Here is a 17,354-nt window from a genome sequence, read left to right on the forward strand (position 1 = left end):
GCAGCAGAAAGCAGAGTTAGAGACGTTGATATGGCTAAAGAAATGATGAATTTCTCAAAGAATAACATTCTTAATCAAGCTGCACAAGCAATGCTTTCTCAAGCTAATCAACAACCACAAGGTGTTCTTCAATTATTAAGATAATTGATGCAATAAGAAAATAATAATTTTGGGGGTCGAAAAATTTTTCGGCCCTTTAATAATTTTTAATTGTTGACGAAATTTATTTCGATAATAATTCTATCAATTATCTGTAATGAAGTTAGGAATGAATTCTGAAAAGGAAATAGCAAATCAAATAACAGAAATGATGAGTAATATGGCTGTAGAACCTGGCAAAGGAATTAATTTAGATAAATTTGTTAAAAAATACTAAAGTTATATAATTATTAATCGAAATACATGATATGAGAGTTAATTATTAAATAAAAATAATAAATAATAAAAACTCTAAAGTATTCAAAAGATCATACGAAAAATAAATATAAGAATTTAATAATAAAAAATAGGACAAGGATGTCCATGTAAAATCAAGGAGGAATTTATTATGATTATCAATCACAATATGAACGCGATGAACGCACACAGAAATATGGGAATTAACACAGTTGAAGCTGGRAAGTCAATGGAAAAATTATCTTCAGGATTAAGAATTAACAGAGCTGGGGATGACGGATGGTATATCTTTAATACAAACAGCTGAAGGTGCTTTAAATGAAACTCAAAGCATACTTCAAAGAATGAGAGAACTATCAGTACAAGCAKCTAATGACACTAATGTAAAAGTTGATAGAGATGCTATAGGTGAAGAAATTAAATCATTAAATTCTGAAATCGATAGAATAGCTAAAACAACACAATTTAATGAAAAGAATTTATTAAATGGAAGTTTAAAAACTACAGGTGCAAAACTTCAAATAGGTGCTAATGCTAATACAGCTTTAACTTTAGAAGTTAAAATTGATTCAATGGCAACATCAGCTTTAGGTGTTAGTAAGATAGCAGTATCTACTAATACAAAAGCAACTAGTGCTATAAGTCTTGTTAACTCAGCTATAAAGAAAGTTTCAACACAAAGATCAAAACTTGGTGCATACCAAAATAGATTAGAACATACAATTTCTAACTTARATAATGCTTCTGAAAACTTACAAGCAGCAGAAAGCAGAGTTAGAGACGTTGATATGGCTAAAGAAATGATGAATTTCTCAAAGAATAACATTCTTAATCAAGCTGCACAAGCAATGCTTTCTCAAGCTAATCAACAACCACAAGGTGTTCTTCAATTATTAAGATAATTGATTTATTTATTATCTAAGTTTAGTAAGATTTTTTTATTTAAATTTCTATATATAACTTTATTATAAGCATAGATATTATTTAAAGTACTAATTCTAATGTTTATTCGATAAGCTTTGGTTATATAAAAGGTCTTATGCAATTTCAATCTTATTATGAATATTTGCTTAATATTATTCTTAAAATCTAATAATTATTAAAAATGTGTGTATTAGATTTTAAAAAATTCTGTGAATAATTAAAGTTAAAATAGATGAAAATATATAATAAACATTTAAAAATAATTACATAGATATTATAAAAATAAAAAATGTATAAATTTACTTAATATTAGAATAGAAATTATAAAACATTAAAATGTTTGCAATAAACTCAAAAATATTTTATATAAAGCTTTATAAATTTTTATCGATAATAATATAAGGAAAACTATGAATTAGTATATAGGAGATTTTGTGGTGGAATTATTAACTAATTATTTAATGGATATACAATGTGATAATAATATAAAAACAGAGGAAGTAGTTTTAGAAAGTACTAAAGATTCTAAAAAAATTTTTAAAGTAAAATTAGATGGAAAATTTAAGTATATTGGTAGTAAATATATGTGTGAAAATGATATAAAAAATTTTTCTAAAAAATTTGAAGATATTAATTCAGATACGCTTATAATAATTTTTGGATTATGTACAGGAGAACATATATTAAATCTTCAAAAAAATTTAAGTGATTTTAATAGGGTTCTTATAATAGAACCAGATAAAAGAATACTAAAGAAGTTTTTGAATTTAGAAGAATCAGTAGATATTCTAAAAGATGAAAAAATAAGTATAATAGGTTTTGATGAAGAAAATTTACAAACATACATACAGGGATTTATAGAACATGAAAGTGATTATAATAATGTTAGATATTCTACTTATGCAAATTACGATAAAATATATCTAGAAGAATTCAATATCTTTTTAAGAAGTTTAAAGAATGCATTGAGATTTTTTGAAACTAATGTAGCCACTGAAATAGTATTTGGTAATAAATTCATGGAAACATATCTAGATAATATTAAATACATTGGAGAAAGTTATATTATAAATGAATTAAAAAATAAATTTAATGGATTTACAGCAATAGTTGTTTCAGCAGGTCCATCTTTAGAAAAAAATATTCAAGAATTAAAGAAAATTAAGGACAATGCTATAATAATATGCGGAAATAGAACATTAAAACCTTTAATACAACATAATATAATTCCTCATTTTATGTGTGCAGTAGATTGTACAGATGCAATATATGAAATGTCTAGAGAGTGCCTTGATAAACATATACCATTAGTATTTACAGAAACAACAAATCATAAGTTGGTAAAAAATCAGTTGGGAAATAAAATATTTTTTAAGTATGGTGCAGTAAAGACTAATATAGAAAAAATTTTAAATAATAATATTGATATGCTATATTCTGGGGGATCAGTAGCACATTCTTGTGTAGATTTTGCTAGGTATTTAGGATGTAATAAAATCATATTTGTAGGGCAAGATTTGGCATATACTAATAATAAACATCATGCAAAAATCACAGAGTCTTTAATTGATAATAGTATTAATTATAATCTTGATTTGATAGAAGTAGAAGGGATATATGGAGATAAGGTTTTCACTACTAGGGCGTTGGAAAATTTCAGAAAAACTTTCGAAGAATATATAAGTTGTAATAATAATATAAAATTTATAAATTCAACAGAAGGTGGTGCCAAAATAGAAGGTACTGAAGTAATGGATTTAAGAAGTTCAATAGAACAATATTGTGTTAATAATGATGTATGTAAAACTATTAATAATATATTTGAAAATAATATTATTAATGATTTAGATATAATAAAAAGAAATATTACTAAAAACTATAATGACATACAGGAAATTTATACAAGTATAAAAAAACTTAATAATTCAATCAATGATATATTAAAATTAAATGATATAAACAAAATGAAAAAAATATATAAATCAATCAGAAAATTAAATTATAAAATAGATAATCATACATGCATGGAGTTTATTGATTTTCTAATGGTAAATATAATTAGCAAGTCTTCATATTATTTTAGATATAAGGAATCTGAATCAGAAATAGAAAATTTAACAAATATTCTAAATGGATTTAATAATTTATATAAAAATATTATAGAATCTATTGGTGACATAATTCCTAAAATAAAATTATGTATAGAAACGTTAGAGGATGATAAAAATGAACTTTAATATTGAAACTTTAATTATTCCAGAAAATTATTCTATAAAAACAGCTTTAAAAATGATAGATGAAGGTGCAAAAGGAATAGTATTTGTTGTAGATTCAAATAAGTCATTAATTGGCAGCGTGACTGATGGGGATATACGACGTGCTATATTAAATGATGTACAATTAAATGAAGAAATAGGAAAAATAATGCACATAAATCCAATAAGAGTAAAAAATGAAATGTCTAGAGATGAAATTAAAGATATTTTTATAAAAAAAGCTATACAAGTTATTCCTATAGTAGATGATAATGATAGAGTTATAGATATGATTACAATTAATGATATATTACTACCATGTGGTAAAGAAAATAAAGTTATTATAATGGCTGGGGGACTTGGTACAAGACTTAAAAATTTAACAAAGGAAATTCCTAAACCCATGCTAAAAGTAGGTGATGAGCCTATGTTAAAACATATTATTAATAATTTTAAACAGTATGGGTATAATAAGATGTTGCTTTCTGTTAATTATAAATCAGAAATAATAGAAAATTACTTTCAAGATGGATTTGCATATGGTGTAAAAATAAATTATATAAAAGAAAACAAAAGATTAGGAACCGCAGGTGGAATAAAACTTGCAAAAGAATATATAGATAGTTCTTTTTTTGTTATAAATGGAGATATATTTACTAATTTGAATGTAGAAAATATGATGAATTTTCATTTGGAAAATAATTTTGATATAACTGTTGGAACTAGGGCACATTCAATACAATTTCCGTATGGAGTTATTAATACTAATAAGAATCTAATAACTAGTCTTACAGAAAAACCAATTATAAATTATTTGATTAATGCAGGGATTTATTGTTTAAATCCTAAAGTAATAGATTTGATTCCTTCCAATGAATATTTTGAAATAACTGATTTGATTAATAAATGTATAGAAAATGGCCTTAAAGTTGGACATTATGAGATAAAAGATTATTGGCTAGATATAGGAAGAGTAGAAGATTATAATAAAATAAATGAAAATATATATGACTTTATATGATTTTATGATTGAATTGAAGTTATTTATAAGTAATTTAAGTTTTAAAAAGATAAATTTATAAAGATTAGAAAAAAGGAGGAGAATATCGTTAAAATTTATTTCGATATAAAGTCTGATGATAAACAATAAAAAAATATTAGCAATAATACCTGCCAGAGGTGGTTCTAAAGGTATATCAGAAAAGAACATTAAATTATTGAATGATAAACCACTTATAGCATATAGTATTGAACAATGTAAAAAGAGTAAATATATTGATAAGGTAATTGTGTCTACAGATTCAAAAAAAATTGCGGAGATAAGTAAAAAATATGGTGCAGATATTCCTTTTATAAGACCAAGTTATTTAGCTCAAGATACAACTCCAGGAATAAAACCTATAATTCATGCAATAAATTGGTTTAAAGATAATGGAGATGAATTTGAATATGTAATATGTGCTCAATGTACGTCACCATTTAGAAAATATGAGCAAATAGATGAAGCAATTGAAAGATTAATTAATGAAGATGCTGATTCTATAGTAAGTATCTGTGAAAGTGAAATAAGTCCTTATTGGATGAAGGAATTACATCAGGGTAAAATAAAAGATTTTTTAACAGGAAACATTTTTTATTCACGAAGGCAAGATGTTCCTAAAATATATAGTCTTAACGGAGCTATATATATAGCTAAAAAAGATATTTTATTAAAAAATGAGAATTGGTATACAGAAAATACATTAGGTTATGTAATGGATAAATATTCATCACTTGATATAGATGATATATTAGATTTTAAATTTGCAGAATATCTTATAAAGGAGAATGAAGAATGCTAGAAAGTAACATAGAATTTGATAGAAAGTCATGTTTTATAATCGCAGAAGCTGGGGTAAATCATAATGGTGATATAAGTATAGCTAAAAAGCTTATAGATGCTGCCGTAGACGCAAAGGTAGATGCAATAAAATTTCAAACATTTAAAACAGAAAATTTAGTTACATATAATGCACCTAAAGCAGATTATCAAAAGCAAACAACAGGTACTGGAAATCAATATGAAATGTTGAAGCAATTGGAACTTTCTTATGATGAACTAGTGATATTAAGAGATTATTGTAATGAAAAAGGAATAATGTTTATATCAACACCATTTGACTTTGAAAGTGTAGATTTACTAGAAAAATTAAATATTCCATTATATAAAATAAGTTCAGGAGATTTGACAAATATTCCATTATTACAATACATAGCAAAATTAAATAAACTAATAATTTTATCTACAGGAATGGCAAATTTAGGAGAAGTAGAAGATGCGATAGAAACAATAAAAGAAACAGGAAATTATAAAATAAGTTTATTACATTGTACTTCAAACTATCCAACTGATTATGCAGATGTTAACTTAAATGCAATGATTACACTTAAAGATGCTTTTAAATTTCAAGTAGGATATTCAGATCATACTGTTGGCATAGAAATTCCTATTGCAGCAGTAGCAATGGGAGCTAAAATTATAGAAAAGCATTTTACACTTGATAAAAATATGGAAGGCCCTGATCATAAAGCTTCATTAAATTCAGAAGAACTGAAACAAATGGTAGATAGTATTAGGAACATTGAAAAAGCTTTGGGTAACGGAATAAAAAAGTGTAATAAGAATGAATTAAATACAAGAAATGTTGCAAGAAAAAGTTTAGTCGCTAGTGTAAATATAAAAAAAGGAGAGCTTATTTCACAGGATAATATAACTGTAAAAAGACCAGGTAATGGAATAAGCCCTAAATATATAAATAATATTATTGGAAAGAAAGCTACAGCAGATATTAATGCTGATGATTTTATAACTTTTAGTAAAGTTGAATAGGTGAAGGGTTATGAGAAAAATTTTGATTGTTACAGGAACAAGAGCTGAATATGGATTGTTATATTGGACTATGAAAGAAATACAAAATGATAAAGATTTAGAACTTCAGCTTGTAGTTACTGGAAATCATTTAGTTAAAGAATTTGGATATACAATAGAGCAAATAAAAAAAGATGGCTTTAAAATAGATGAAGAAATTGATATGCTTATAAATTCAGAAAAACAAAGTTCTATAGTGAAATCTATGGGACTTGAGATGATTCAAATGTCTCAATGTTTTGATAGATTAAAACCAGATATTTTGCTTATTTTAGGTGATAGATATGAAACTTTTGTTGCTGCAACTTGTGCTATGATTATGAACATACCTATAGCACATATGAATGGTGGTGAATCAACAGAAGGTGCTGTAGATGAACAGATACGTCATGCAATTACTAAAATGTCACATATACATTTTGCTGGTGCGGAATATTATAAAGAGAGAATAATAAAAATGGGTGAAGAACCTTGGAGAGTTTATAATTTAGGGCAAGCAGGAATTGAAAATATAAAAAGGTTAAATCTTTTAGGAAAACAAGAATTAGAAAAAGAATTAAACATTTCTTTTGATAAATCAATATTTTTAATAACATATCATCCAGTAACTTTAGATTTAAATAATATAGAAAAACAAATAGACAATTTATTAGATGCTATAAAAGAATTTGATGCAAAATATATATTTACATATCCTAATGCTGATTTTGGGAGCAAAATTATTATAGATAAAGTTAAGAAATTCGTAAGAGATAATGAAAATGCATATATATATTATTCTTTAGGTCAAAAAAGATATTTGAGTTTATTAAAATATGCAAATATTATGATAGGAAATTCATCTAGTGGAATAATAGAAGCACCTAGTTTTAAATTACCAGTTATAAATATTGGAGATAGACAAAGAGGAAGACTTAAAAGTGCGAATATAATTGATATAGGATATAATAAAGAAGAAATAATTAAAGCTATTGATAAAGCTTTTTATGACAAAGAATTTAAAAGAAATTTAATTGAAATTAACAGTGTATATGGTGATGGAAATGTTAGTAAACAAATTCTACACATATTAAAATCTATTAATTTAGATAGGAATTTACTAAGAAAAAAACTGACATATTAAAGAAGGTAATTACTATGAAGAAAATAATTCTTGTAGGTGCTGGCGGACATTGTAAAGTTATTATAGATATCATTAAAAGTACAAATCAGTATGAAATTGTAGGAATTACAGATAATAATTCTAAAGGTAGCATATTAGGTATACCTATAATAGGTGATGATAGTATACTTCAAGATATATATAATAAAGATGTTAAATATGCATTTACAGCTATAGGAGCATTAAAAAATATAAAAATTAGAAATAATATATATATGAAGTTAAAGGAGATAGGATTTAAATTACCAGTATTAATTCATAAGAAGGCAATGGTTTCTCAATTTTCGAGCATTAAAGAAGGCACATGTGTTATGGCAGGAGCTATAGTAAATTCGGATTCTAGTATTGAGGAAAATTGTATTATAAATACAGGTGCTGTAATAGAACATGATTGTAATATAGGAAGTAATTGTCATATATCTCCTAATACGTCGATTGCTGGTGGTGTATATATTGGGTTTAATACACATATAGGAATAGGGAGTTCTGTTATTGAAGGGATAAAGATTGGAAATAATGTGACTATTGGTGCAGGTGCGGTAGTTATTAATGATATAAAAGATGATTCTTTAGCAGTAGGAATACCAGCTAAAATAATAAAAAATAAGAAATAGAGTTTTGCCAAAGGAGTATATAATAATGAATTTAAAAGGGAAAAAAGTATTAGTAACAGGCTCAGAAGGATTTATAGGAAGTCATTTAATAGAAAAACTTGTGGGGCTTGAAGCAGAAGTAACAGCGTTGGTTCAATATAATTCTTTTAATAATTGGGGATGGATTGATAGTTTTGATAAAAATATAAAAGAAAATATAAAAGTTGTTACTGGTGATGTTCGTGAATATGATGGAATGAAGCGAATAATAAAAGGCCAAGATGTAGTTTTCCATTTAGCCGCATTAATAGCAATACCGTACTCATATTTATCACCTATGGCTTATGTAAGAACAAATGTGGAAGGTACTACTAATGTATTAGAAGCTTGTAGAGATTATGAAATTGAGAAAATTGTTCATACTTCTACAAGTGAAACATATGGAACTGCTTTGTATGTACCTATTGATGAAAACCATCCTATGCAAGGGCAGTCTCCTTATTCTGCATCAAAAATAGGAGCTGATAAAATTGCAGAAAGTTTTTACAAAAGTTTTAATATGCCAATAGCCACTATAAGACCTTTTAATACATATGGTCCAAGACAATCAGCAAGAGCTGTTATACCAACAATAATATCACAAATTTTAGCAGGAAAAACTGAAATTAAGCTTGGAAGTTTAACGCCAACAAGAGATTTTAATTATGTTAAAGATACAGTAGAAGCGTTTGTTAAGATAGCAGAAAGTGATAAAACAATTGGTGAAGTAATAAATGCAAGTTCAAATAATGAAATAAGCATAGGAGATTTAGTTAAAAAAATAATAACTTTATCAGGAAAAGATGTGCAAATAATCTGTGATGAGGAAAGATTAAGACCAGAGAATAGTGAAGTGAATAGATTATTGGGAGATAATTCGAAAATTAAAGAACTTACAGAATGGACATCTAAATATTCGCTTGAAGAAGGTTTATTAGAAACTATTGAATGGGTAAAAAACAATATGAATTATTTTAAAACAGATATTTATAACGTGTAAATTAATGGGGCTAAAAATGGGGGATTAATTACAAAATAGAAGTTTTATTACAAAATAGTTTTTATAATGAAAATAAAATAGATAATATTATTTTTAAATCGACGAATCATGGCTTAAATTCTGATTTTATAGAGATGTTTGATTATACGATGAATAAATTAAATGTAAATTTTTAAAAATACACTCAATTAGATTTGCCAAATAAAGTTAGCTTTAAAACATTTAAACATAAATATATTATAAATTATAAAAAGATAATCCCCAAAATACAAATACTATAGGAGTTGAAATACAATGATACCATTATGTATACCAGAAATTAAAGGGAATGAGTGGAAATATATTAAAGATTGTTTAGATACAAATTGGGTGTCTTCAGTAGGAAGCTATGTAAATAAGTTTGAAGAAGATTTTGCAAAATATGTACATGCAAACAAGGCAATAGTTACAATGAATGGTACTGCTGCGCTAGAACTTGCTCTTAGAAGTTTAGATATTGGTGAAGGAGATGAAGTTATAGTATCGTCATTAACGTTTATATCTCCAGTAAATACTATTAGATATGTTGGTGCAAAGCCAGTGTTTGTTGATGTTTGTAGAGATACTTGGGTCATGGATGCAGATAAAATAGAAGCAATGATAACGTCAAAAACAAAGGCCATCTTACCAGTGCATATTTATGGAAATTTAGCAGATATGGATAAAATAATGGAAATAGCAAAGAAATATAATCTTTATGTAATAGAAGATGCTACTGAAAGTTTAGGGTCATTGTATAAAGGTAAATCAGCAGGTGTGCTGGGTGATATTGGATGTTTTTCATTTAATGGTAATAAACTTATAACAACAGGTGCAGGAGGTATGTTAGTAACTAATAATACAAAATTAGCAGAACGGGCAAAATATTTGTCGACTCAAACAAAAACGGTTTTAGACAACGGTGCTTTTTATCATGAAGAAATAGGATATAATTTTAGAATGCCTAATTTATTAGCAGCTATGGGATGTGCTCAACTTGAAAATATAGATGAATATGTAGAAATAAAAAGAAAAAATGCAAAATTATATAATGAATCTTTAAAAGGTGTAAAAGGAATAAGTTTACCAGTAGAAAAACAAAATGTGAAAAATGTTAATTGGTTATATTCAATTTTAATTGAGAATAGCTATCCATTAAAAAGAGATGAGCTTATATATAAATTAAAAGAAAATAATATTGAAGCAAGACCATTTTTTATGCCTGTGCACCAAATGCCTATATATACTGAAAGTGCATATGGTGATATGAGTATTACAGAAGAACTTTTTTTAAGGGGAATTAATTTACCAAGTTCTATAAGTCTAAGCGAAGAAGAGATAAAATTTATTTGTGAAATTATAAAATCAAAATAAATTCTGTTTATATTATTTTATTAGATTAATAAGGATACGGCTTATATAACTTAACAGAACGAAATAAAGAATTAGGAGATGAGCTTATGAAGGAAAAAATTGAAATATTGAATAATGTTAATGAAAATATATCAAATTTAAAAAAAATAATTTTTAAAATTATAGAATATTTACATAATAAAGAAGAAGCAAAAGGATTTACATTAATTGCAGATTTATCTAATGAAATATACAGTTTATTTGAGGTATTAGAATATATTGAAGGATTTGAGAAAAGTCAATCTTATATAGAAACAATAAATGAGAAATTAAATGAAATAGTTGAAGCTATAGAGAATGAAGATATTATGTTAATAGCTGATTTGTTTGAGTATGAATTAATAACTATATTAGATGATATACAAAAAAAACTAAAATAACGCATAGATATTATATTAAACTTTGGTGATAGAAAAATTTTTTAGACAAACAAAGAAAATGTTGAGTTAAATACTTACTAAGTAAGGTTGACTAATTTTATTAATAAAATAGAAGTCTTAAGTTGTTTAACTATATTTACTTCTCAATTGAAGAAAATAATAACTATTATTTGAAATAAGCATTGAAAATTTAGGAAAATAATATTTATTTTAACTAAAAATTCTAAACTATAGATTACACAATTGATATTTTAATTGTAGAAAGAAAGGGTTAATTTTATTGATTAATGTTGAAAATTTAAGAATATTCAAGAATGAAATACAAGAATTGATTGAAAAGAGACAATTAGATGAAGCTATTTTAATGATAAATAAATATGAAAATACATACCCATATGACTTAGATTTATATACAATTAAGGCAACTATATTTTTTTATAATGGAAAATATGAAGAGGCAGAAGAATTATTGATTAATATATATTACAAATATGAATACAATTTAGAAATTAATTATAATTTAGGTATTATATACTACTATAAAAAGGAATATTTAAAAGCGTTAGAGTATTTTTATAAAATAGTTATGTTAGATGATGATAAAAGTATTGATTTGAACGAGATTATAACAGATATTTTAAAAAAAATTAATGTAAATGATAATAGTAAATTGATGGATAAGATTAGTTTTTATTTTTCTAATACACAAAGAACATTTCCATATAAGGGTGAATTTAAACCCAAATTTGGAGAACTTATATTTAAAGATCAAAATAATGATTATTATTCTGGAATATATGATTACTATTATCCTGAAAGAGATGGAATATATTTAGAAGATCAAGAAGAACTTAAATATTTCACCAAAACAGAAGTTATTCCGTCCAAGATTTTTAATAGTTTAAAAGTTAAATTAAATGAAGATATAATATTGTCTTTAATGATTAAAGAGAATTACCAAGAAGTTGAAATTCATGTTAATGGTGAAGTAAATAATTTTAAAAACTTGTTAAAGAATAGATTCTATTATTATAAATTTAATAAAGATGATGAATTAGAAATTAAATCAAATAAAGAATTTATTTTAGGAAATAAAATTGAAATTAAGAAAAATAAAAAAATACCATCTCTTATACTCAACATATTTATTGATGGACTATCTCAAAAATTTATTGAAGAAAATAATTTAGAAAACATAGCTCCTAATATATATAAATTTTTTAAAGAAGGTACAATATGTAACAATACTTATACTACAGGTGAATGGACATATGTTAGTTTAGCAAGTTTTTTTACAGGTAAGACAACTACTAATCATAGAGTTTTTCATCCAAAGTTTGATACAAATAATTTAACTAAGAATGAATTATATAGTGAAATTTTCCAAAAAACAGGATATTTAACTGCAAAAATAGATGGTGATTGGAGAAGCAATCCGTGTATGGGTTATATAAAAGGTATGAATAGATATCTATATCAACCATCTATAAGAGATATGCATTGTGATGATGTGATAAATGAAACTATAGAACATTTAGAAACGTTTAAAGATAATAATAATTTTTTATGGATATGTATACCAGATTTACATGATGTTGCGGATGAATTTGAAACTAGAATAAGTACACAAGTAAAAAGTAGTATAGGTTGTAGATCTTTTGATAAATCTGAAGAAACTAGCGTAAGAAAGAAAAAAGATGATAAAAAAATTGAAAGATTTGGAGTTCAATTAAAAAGAATTGATACTTATTTAGGCTTGCTATTTAATTATATAAAAGATAATTATAATGAAGATGATTTTATAGTAAGTTTAGTAGCAGATCATGGACAAGGATACCTAATAAATAGCGACGAATTCTTAGATGAAGAGAGAACTAAAATTGCAATGATGTTTAGAGGGAAGAATATACCTAAAGGACAATGTAATGAATTTATAGCAGGTCTAGATTTATTTCCTATAATTCTAAATTCACTTTGTAAAAAAGATTTTAATATAAAGGATGGAAATATTTCAAAGTATTTTGGAGGGGATAAGAATAGAGAACATGTATATAGTGAGACCATTTTTCCAGGATCTCCATATCAAGCTACAATAAATGATAAAATACATAAATTCTTTTTTAAAAGCAAAGATTTGTGCACTATAGATGGAAGAATTCAATTAGATAGTTATGAGATTTCTTTAATAAATAAAATTACAGGAAAAGAAGAAAGTAAAGAAAATGCTGATAAAGTATTAAAATATACTGATGAAGTATTTAATCATATAAGAGAGTATATTATTATTTAATAATGATAATAATGTTTATTGAAATATTTTAAATAAACATTATTTTTGGTACAGTAGATATATTTGTGTAAAAATAAAATTACATATTATTTTTTTATATAATCAGTTGGTGATTTGAAATAATATATTATATAGACTTCTAAATAGATGTATTATGACTAGAGTTGATATCTATATAAGCAATTAATGTAGTTGAAGATGTGATACCTATGTAAAGATATGCTATATATTTTTAAACAAGGAAAATATAACTATTAACTTAATTTAATAATATTACTAGTTATACTTATTAAATATTATGGAACTAAATATTATTATAATGTATTTAGATAATTAAAGGAAATGAAGAAATATTAATAAGAATGCAATAAATAGAATTTAATTATAATTCCAAATATAGGAGATTAAAAGATATGAGTAAAAAAAGTATTTTACAACCTCAGTATGTTAAAAATTTTAAATGTATAGGATCTGCTTGTGAAGATAGTTGTTGTATAGGTTGGACAATAGAAGTAGATAAAAAAACTTATAAGAAATATAAAGAATTAAAACATAGTATATTAACTCCTTTGATAAAAAGATATATAACAAGGAATCGCTCTAATTATCAAGGTGAACATAATTATGCAAAGATAAAATTAAAGGGCATTTCATGTCCATTTTTAAATGAAAAAAAACTTTGTTGTATTCAATTAGAAAAAGGTCATTTATATTTGTCTAATACATGTAATACATATCCTAGAATGATAAATGATGTGAATGGTGTCTTAGAAAAAACACTTACTATGTCTTGTCCTGAAGCTGCAAGGATTGCTTTATTGAATGAGAATGTTATGGAATTTGATAAAGATTATGAATATATAAATAATTCCTATGTTTTATATAAGAAATTAAATATTGATGATATAAATGAAATTTCTAAAGGGGGAAAATATTTTTGGGATATAAGAGTATTTAGTATATCGTTATTACAGAATAGAAAATATGAATTATGGGAAAGATTAATTATATTAGGTATGTTTACCAATGAAATACAAGAAGAGATTAAGAATAATAATTTTAATAATATTTTAAATATTATTTTAAAGTATTCTCAATATATAAAAGAAGATATTTTTAAAGAGCAGTTAAAGAAGATATCAAAAGAAGAAACCATTCAAATGAAATTACTTAAAGAAATTGCAGATAAACGTCATTTATTTAAAATTACAAATCAAAAATATATAGATTTATTTTTAGAATTTTTAAAAGGTATAGATTATAATGGAGATAAAAATATAAAGGAAATAGCAAAAAAATACAAAGAAGCACATGATAAGTATTATATACTATTTATGAAAGAACATGAGTATATTTTGGAAAATTATTGTGTAAATTATTTGTTTAAAAGTACTTTTCCGATTACAGAAGGAAAAGAGATTTTTGATGGATATATGATGTTAGTAATACATTATTCTTTAATAAAAATGCATTTAATAGGTATAGCTGCAAAACGTAAAGGATTAACAATTGAATTGGTAATTGAACTAATACAATCTTTTGCAAAAACTATTGAACATAATAAAATATATCTAAATTATATAGAGCAATTAATTAAAGATAATAATTTTAATAATATGGTGTATATGACTATATTATTAAAAAATTAAAAATTATAATAAAGTTAAATATTAAAGTTAAAAAAAATAAATTCGATAATTATATTGTTTAAATAAAAAAAGGATGGTGGTTAAATGAGATTAAATCCAAATATATTTTCATTAAACATATATAATAATTATAAAGATAAACTAACTAGTAGTTCTAAAGCCATAAATAATATAAGTTCAGGTTTAAAACTTAACAAGTCTAAAGATAATCCTAATAAAATAGGCCAAAGTGAAATGCTTAAAATACAAATACTTAGTAATGCAGCAGCTCAAAAAAACATTCAGGATACAAACTCTATGATACAAACATTTGATGGAACAATGAGTGAAATGAATGATAGTTTACTAAGGTTAAAGGAATTAACAGTTCAAGCCAATAATGATACAGAGACATTAGAAGATAGAAAATCTATTCAAATGGAAGTTAAATCATTAACAGAACATATTGATTATATGGCTAAGAATACTGAATTTAATGGAATTAAATTACTTGATGGTGTTGGACCATCAGAGATAAAGTCTACAATAGGAAGTATGAAAGGCGAAGACACTACTATTAATAAATATGATCTTACAGCTACGAAGTTAGGAATTAAAAATTTAGATGTAACTAATCCAGATAATATAGGAAATGCTATTTCAGCAGTAGATAGTGCTATTGTTGAAGTTTCAAATGTAAGAAGTAAGTATGGTGCATTACAACTTAGATTAGAAAGTACAGGGGAAAATATGCTTCAAAATAATCAGTCGCTTGAAAAGTCTCAAAGTAATATTGCAGATGCAGATTTAGCAGAAGAAATGCTTAAATTTTCACAAAGTCAAATATTAATACAATCTTCTATAGCGTTAATGGCTCAAAGTAATAATTTCCCACAAGATGCATTGAGGGTTTTACAAAATATTAAATAATTAGATATTTACAAACATTGCTTCATTGCTTAAGAGAAACAAAGTGTTTTTCTTAAACAATGAAGCAGTTTTTATGATTAAATATAATTAATAATTTTGTTTTAATAGTATGAAAAATGTAAAAGTTTTATAATATATTGTAGAAATAAATTCATATAATACTTAACTTTATTAATAGTTGTTCGATAATAATATGAATGTAAAATTAAAAAGTAAAAAAATGTATAAATTTCATTAATTTATTAATATGAAATAATTTTACTAATGTAGAAAAACCAAATAAAAAGTAAAATTTCCTTAACAAAATTTAATTAATTTAAATATAATATATAAACAGAAGAAAAAAATAGGTTAATATACATAAAAATAGAAAAAATTTTACTTTAAAAAGGGAAAATTGATTACAAATTTTATCTATAATTTAATATTATTTATTTAAATAATAAAATAATTATAGATAAAAAGTGATAATTATTTTATAATTATATTATGTTAAATCACATATTATAAAAAACATTATATATATAAATAAATAGTCATAAAAAAGAAAAATATACATTTAATTACAAAAAATATCGGGGGAAATGTGTATGGCGATAAATGTTATAAATTCAGATAATAGTTATAAATTAATTAAAGAAGGTCTTAAAGCGTCAAATTTAAGAGCACAAACTATTGCAAATAATATGGCGAATATTAATACTAAAGGATATAAAAAATTTGATGTAGTTTTTGAAGAAAACTTAAAGCAATCAGAAGAAGGAACATCTTTATCGTTAAAGACAACAGATGAAAAACACTTAAAAGATGATTTGCAATCAGATGGAAATATAAGTATTCATAGAGTAAATACGACAAGTATGAGAACTGATGGTAATAATGTAGATTTAGAGCTTGAAAAAGTTAATCAAGCAGCTAACACATTAAAATATAATGCTTTAATAAGCAGAATAAATAACCAATTTAATAACATTAAAACAGTAATAAGATAAAAAAGGAGGGATATTACGATGAATGCATTTACTTCTATGCAAATAAGTGCAACAGGTATTTCGGCTGAAAGACTGAGAATGGACACGATAACATCAAATATGGCAAATGCAAGTACAACAAGAAGCGCTGATGGAAAAGGTCCATATGTTAGAAAAATAGCTGTTTTTCAGGAAGCGCTTGATGAAAATAAGAAAATGGCAGGAATTAAGCCAGTAAAAATTGAAGAAGATAAATCTCCGCTTAGAAAAAAATATGACCCAACTCATCCAGATGCAGATGAAAATGGTTATGTTACTATGCCAAATGTGAATGTATTAAATGAAATGGCCGATATGATGGTTTCTACAAGAGCATATGAGGCTAATGTTGATACGTTCACTGCTTTAAAGGGGATGTTTTCAAAAGCTCTAGAAATTGGTAAATAA

Annotated in this window: 16 protein-coding genes and 1 pseudogene; all 17 read left to right on the forward strand. The window is 24.6% G+C overall.

The genetic code is table 11. The annotated features are described in order from the left end of the window. Positions 1-144 (forward strand): flagellin (locus tag ACYUET_RS15275; RefSeq protein ID WP_460281254.1); only part of this gene is annotated, 144 nt, incomplete at its 5' end. A gap of 112 nt (positions 145-256) precedes the next feature. Continuing rightward, a complete protein-coding gene (locus ACYUET_RS15280) occupies positions 257-376 on the forward strand; it encodes a hypothetical protein (RefSeq protein WP_460281041.1) in 120 nt (39 codons plus the stop codon). Between the two features lie 171 nt (positions 377-547). Beyond that, positions 548-1,298, forward strand: a pseudogene (locus tag ACYUET_RS15285) (flagellin). A gap of 459 nt (positions 1,299-1,757) precedes the next feature. Next, on the forward strand, positions 1,758-3,557 hold the full coding sequence (locus tag ACYUET_RS15290; RefSeq protein WP_460281043.1) for a motility associated factor glycosyltransferase family protein: 1,800 nt from the start codon (positions 1,758-1,760) through the stop codon (positions 3,555-3,557). Continuing rightward, positions 3,547-4,596 carry a nucleotidyltransferase family protein gene (locus ACYUET_RS15295; protein WP_460281045.1) on the forward strand — a complete coding sequence of 350 codons (1,050 nt, stop codon included), beginning with the start codon at positions 3,547-3,549 and terminating at the stop codon, positions 4,594-4,596. The genes ACYUET_RS15290 and ACYUET_RS15295 overlap by 11 nt, the downstream gene beginning before the upstream one ends. Positions 4,597-4,711: 115 nt before the next feature. After that, positions 4,712-5,416, forward strand: a complete 705-nt coding sequence (locus ACYUET_RS15300; RefSeq protein ID WP_460281046.1) for an acylneuraminate cytidylyltransferase family protein — start codon at positions 4,712-4,714, stop codon at positions 5,414-5,416. Beyond that, complete coding sequence (gene neuB / locus ACYUET_RS15305; RefSeq protein WP_460281048.1) at positions 5,410-6,444, forward strand: N-acetylneuraminate synthase; 1,035 nt, start codon at positions 5,410-5,412, stop codon at positions 6,442-6,444. The genes ACYUET_RS15300 and neuB overlap by 7 nt, the downstream gene beginning before the upstream one ends. A gap of 10 nt (positions 6,445-6,454) precedes the next feature. Further along, entirely contained in the window at positions 6,455-7,606 is a 1,152-nt protein-coding gene (gene neuC / locus ACYUET_RS15310; RefSeq protein ID WP_460281050.1) for a UDP-N-acetylglucosamine 2-epimerase, read from the forward strand. Positions 7,607-7,620: 14 nt separating this feature from the next. Then, positions 7,621-8,259, forward strand: a complete 639-nt coding sequence (locus tag ACYUET_RS15315) for an acetyltransferase (protein WP_460281052.1) — start codon at positions 7,621-7,623, stop codon at positions 8,257-8,259. Between the two features lie 25 nt (positions 8,260-8,284). Beyond that, positions 8,285-9,277 (forward strand): NAD-dependent 4,6-dehydratase LegB, encoded by a 993-nt coding sequence (locus ACYUET_RS15320; protein WP_460281054.1) that lies wholly within the window; start codon positions 8,285-8,287, stop codon positions 9,275-9,277. A 294-nt stretch (positions 9,278-9,571) separates the two neighbouring features. Beyond that, positions 9,572-10,669, forward strand: coding sequence for a LegC family aminotransferase (locus tag ACYUET_RS15325; RefSeq protein WP_460281056.1), 1,098 nt, complete (start codon positions 9,572-9,574; stop codon positions 10,667-10,669). A gap of 86 nt (positions 10,670-10,755) precedes the next feature. Then, positions 10,756-11,088: a hypothetical protein gene (locus ACYUET_RS15330; RefSeq protein ID WP_460281058.1), complete on the forward strand. Its 333-nt coding sequence runs from the start codon at positions 10,756-10,758 to the stop codon at positions 11,086-11,088. Between the two features lie 280 nt (positions 11,089-11,368). Further along, positions 11,369-13,378 carry a sulfatase-like hydrolase/transferase gene (locus tag ACYUET_RS15335; RefSeq protein WP_460281060.1) on the forward strand — a complete coding sequence of 670 codons (2,010 nt, stop codon included), beginning with the start codon at positions 11,369-11,371 and terminating at the stop codon, positions 13,376-13,378. Between the two features lie 413 nt (positions 13,379-13,791). Continuing rightward, complete coding sequence (gene fliB, locus ACYUET_RS15340) at positions 13,792-15,027, forward strand: flagellin lysine-N-methylase (protein ID WP_460281062.1); 1,236 nt, start codon at positions 13,792-13,794, stop codon at positions 15,025-15,027. 84 nt (positions 15,028-15,111) lie between these two features. Beyond that, positions 15,112-15,936 (forward strand): flagellin N-terminal helical domain-containing protein, encoded by an 825-nt coding sequence (locus tag ACYUET_RS15345; RefSeq protein WP_460281064.1) that lies wholly within the window; start codon positions 15,112-15,114, stop codon positions 15,934-15,936. Between the two features lie 590 nt (positions 15,937-16,526). Then, complete coding sequence (gene flgB, locus ACYUET_RS15350; protein ID WP_460281066.1) at positions 16,527-16,928, forward strand: flagellar basal body rod protein FlgB; 402 nt, start codon at positions 16,527-16,529, stop codon at positions 16,926-16,928. 18 nt (positions 16,929-16,946) lie between these two features. Further along, positions 16,947-17,354, forward strand: a complete 408-nt coding sequence (gene flgC / locus ACYUET_RS15355) for a flagellar basal body rod protein FlgC (RefSeq protein ID WP_460281068.1) — start codon at positions 16,947-16,949, stop codon at positions 17,352-17,354.

It is taken from the genome of Clostridium sp. CTA-5 (assembly GCF_054768135.1).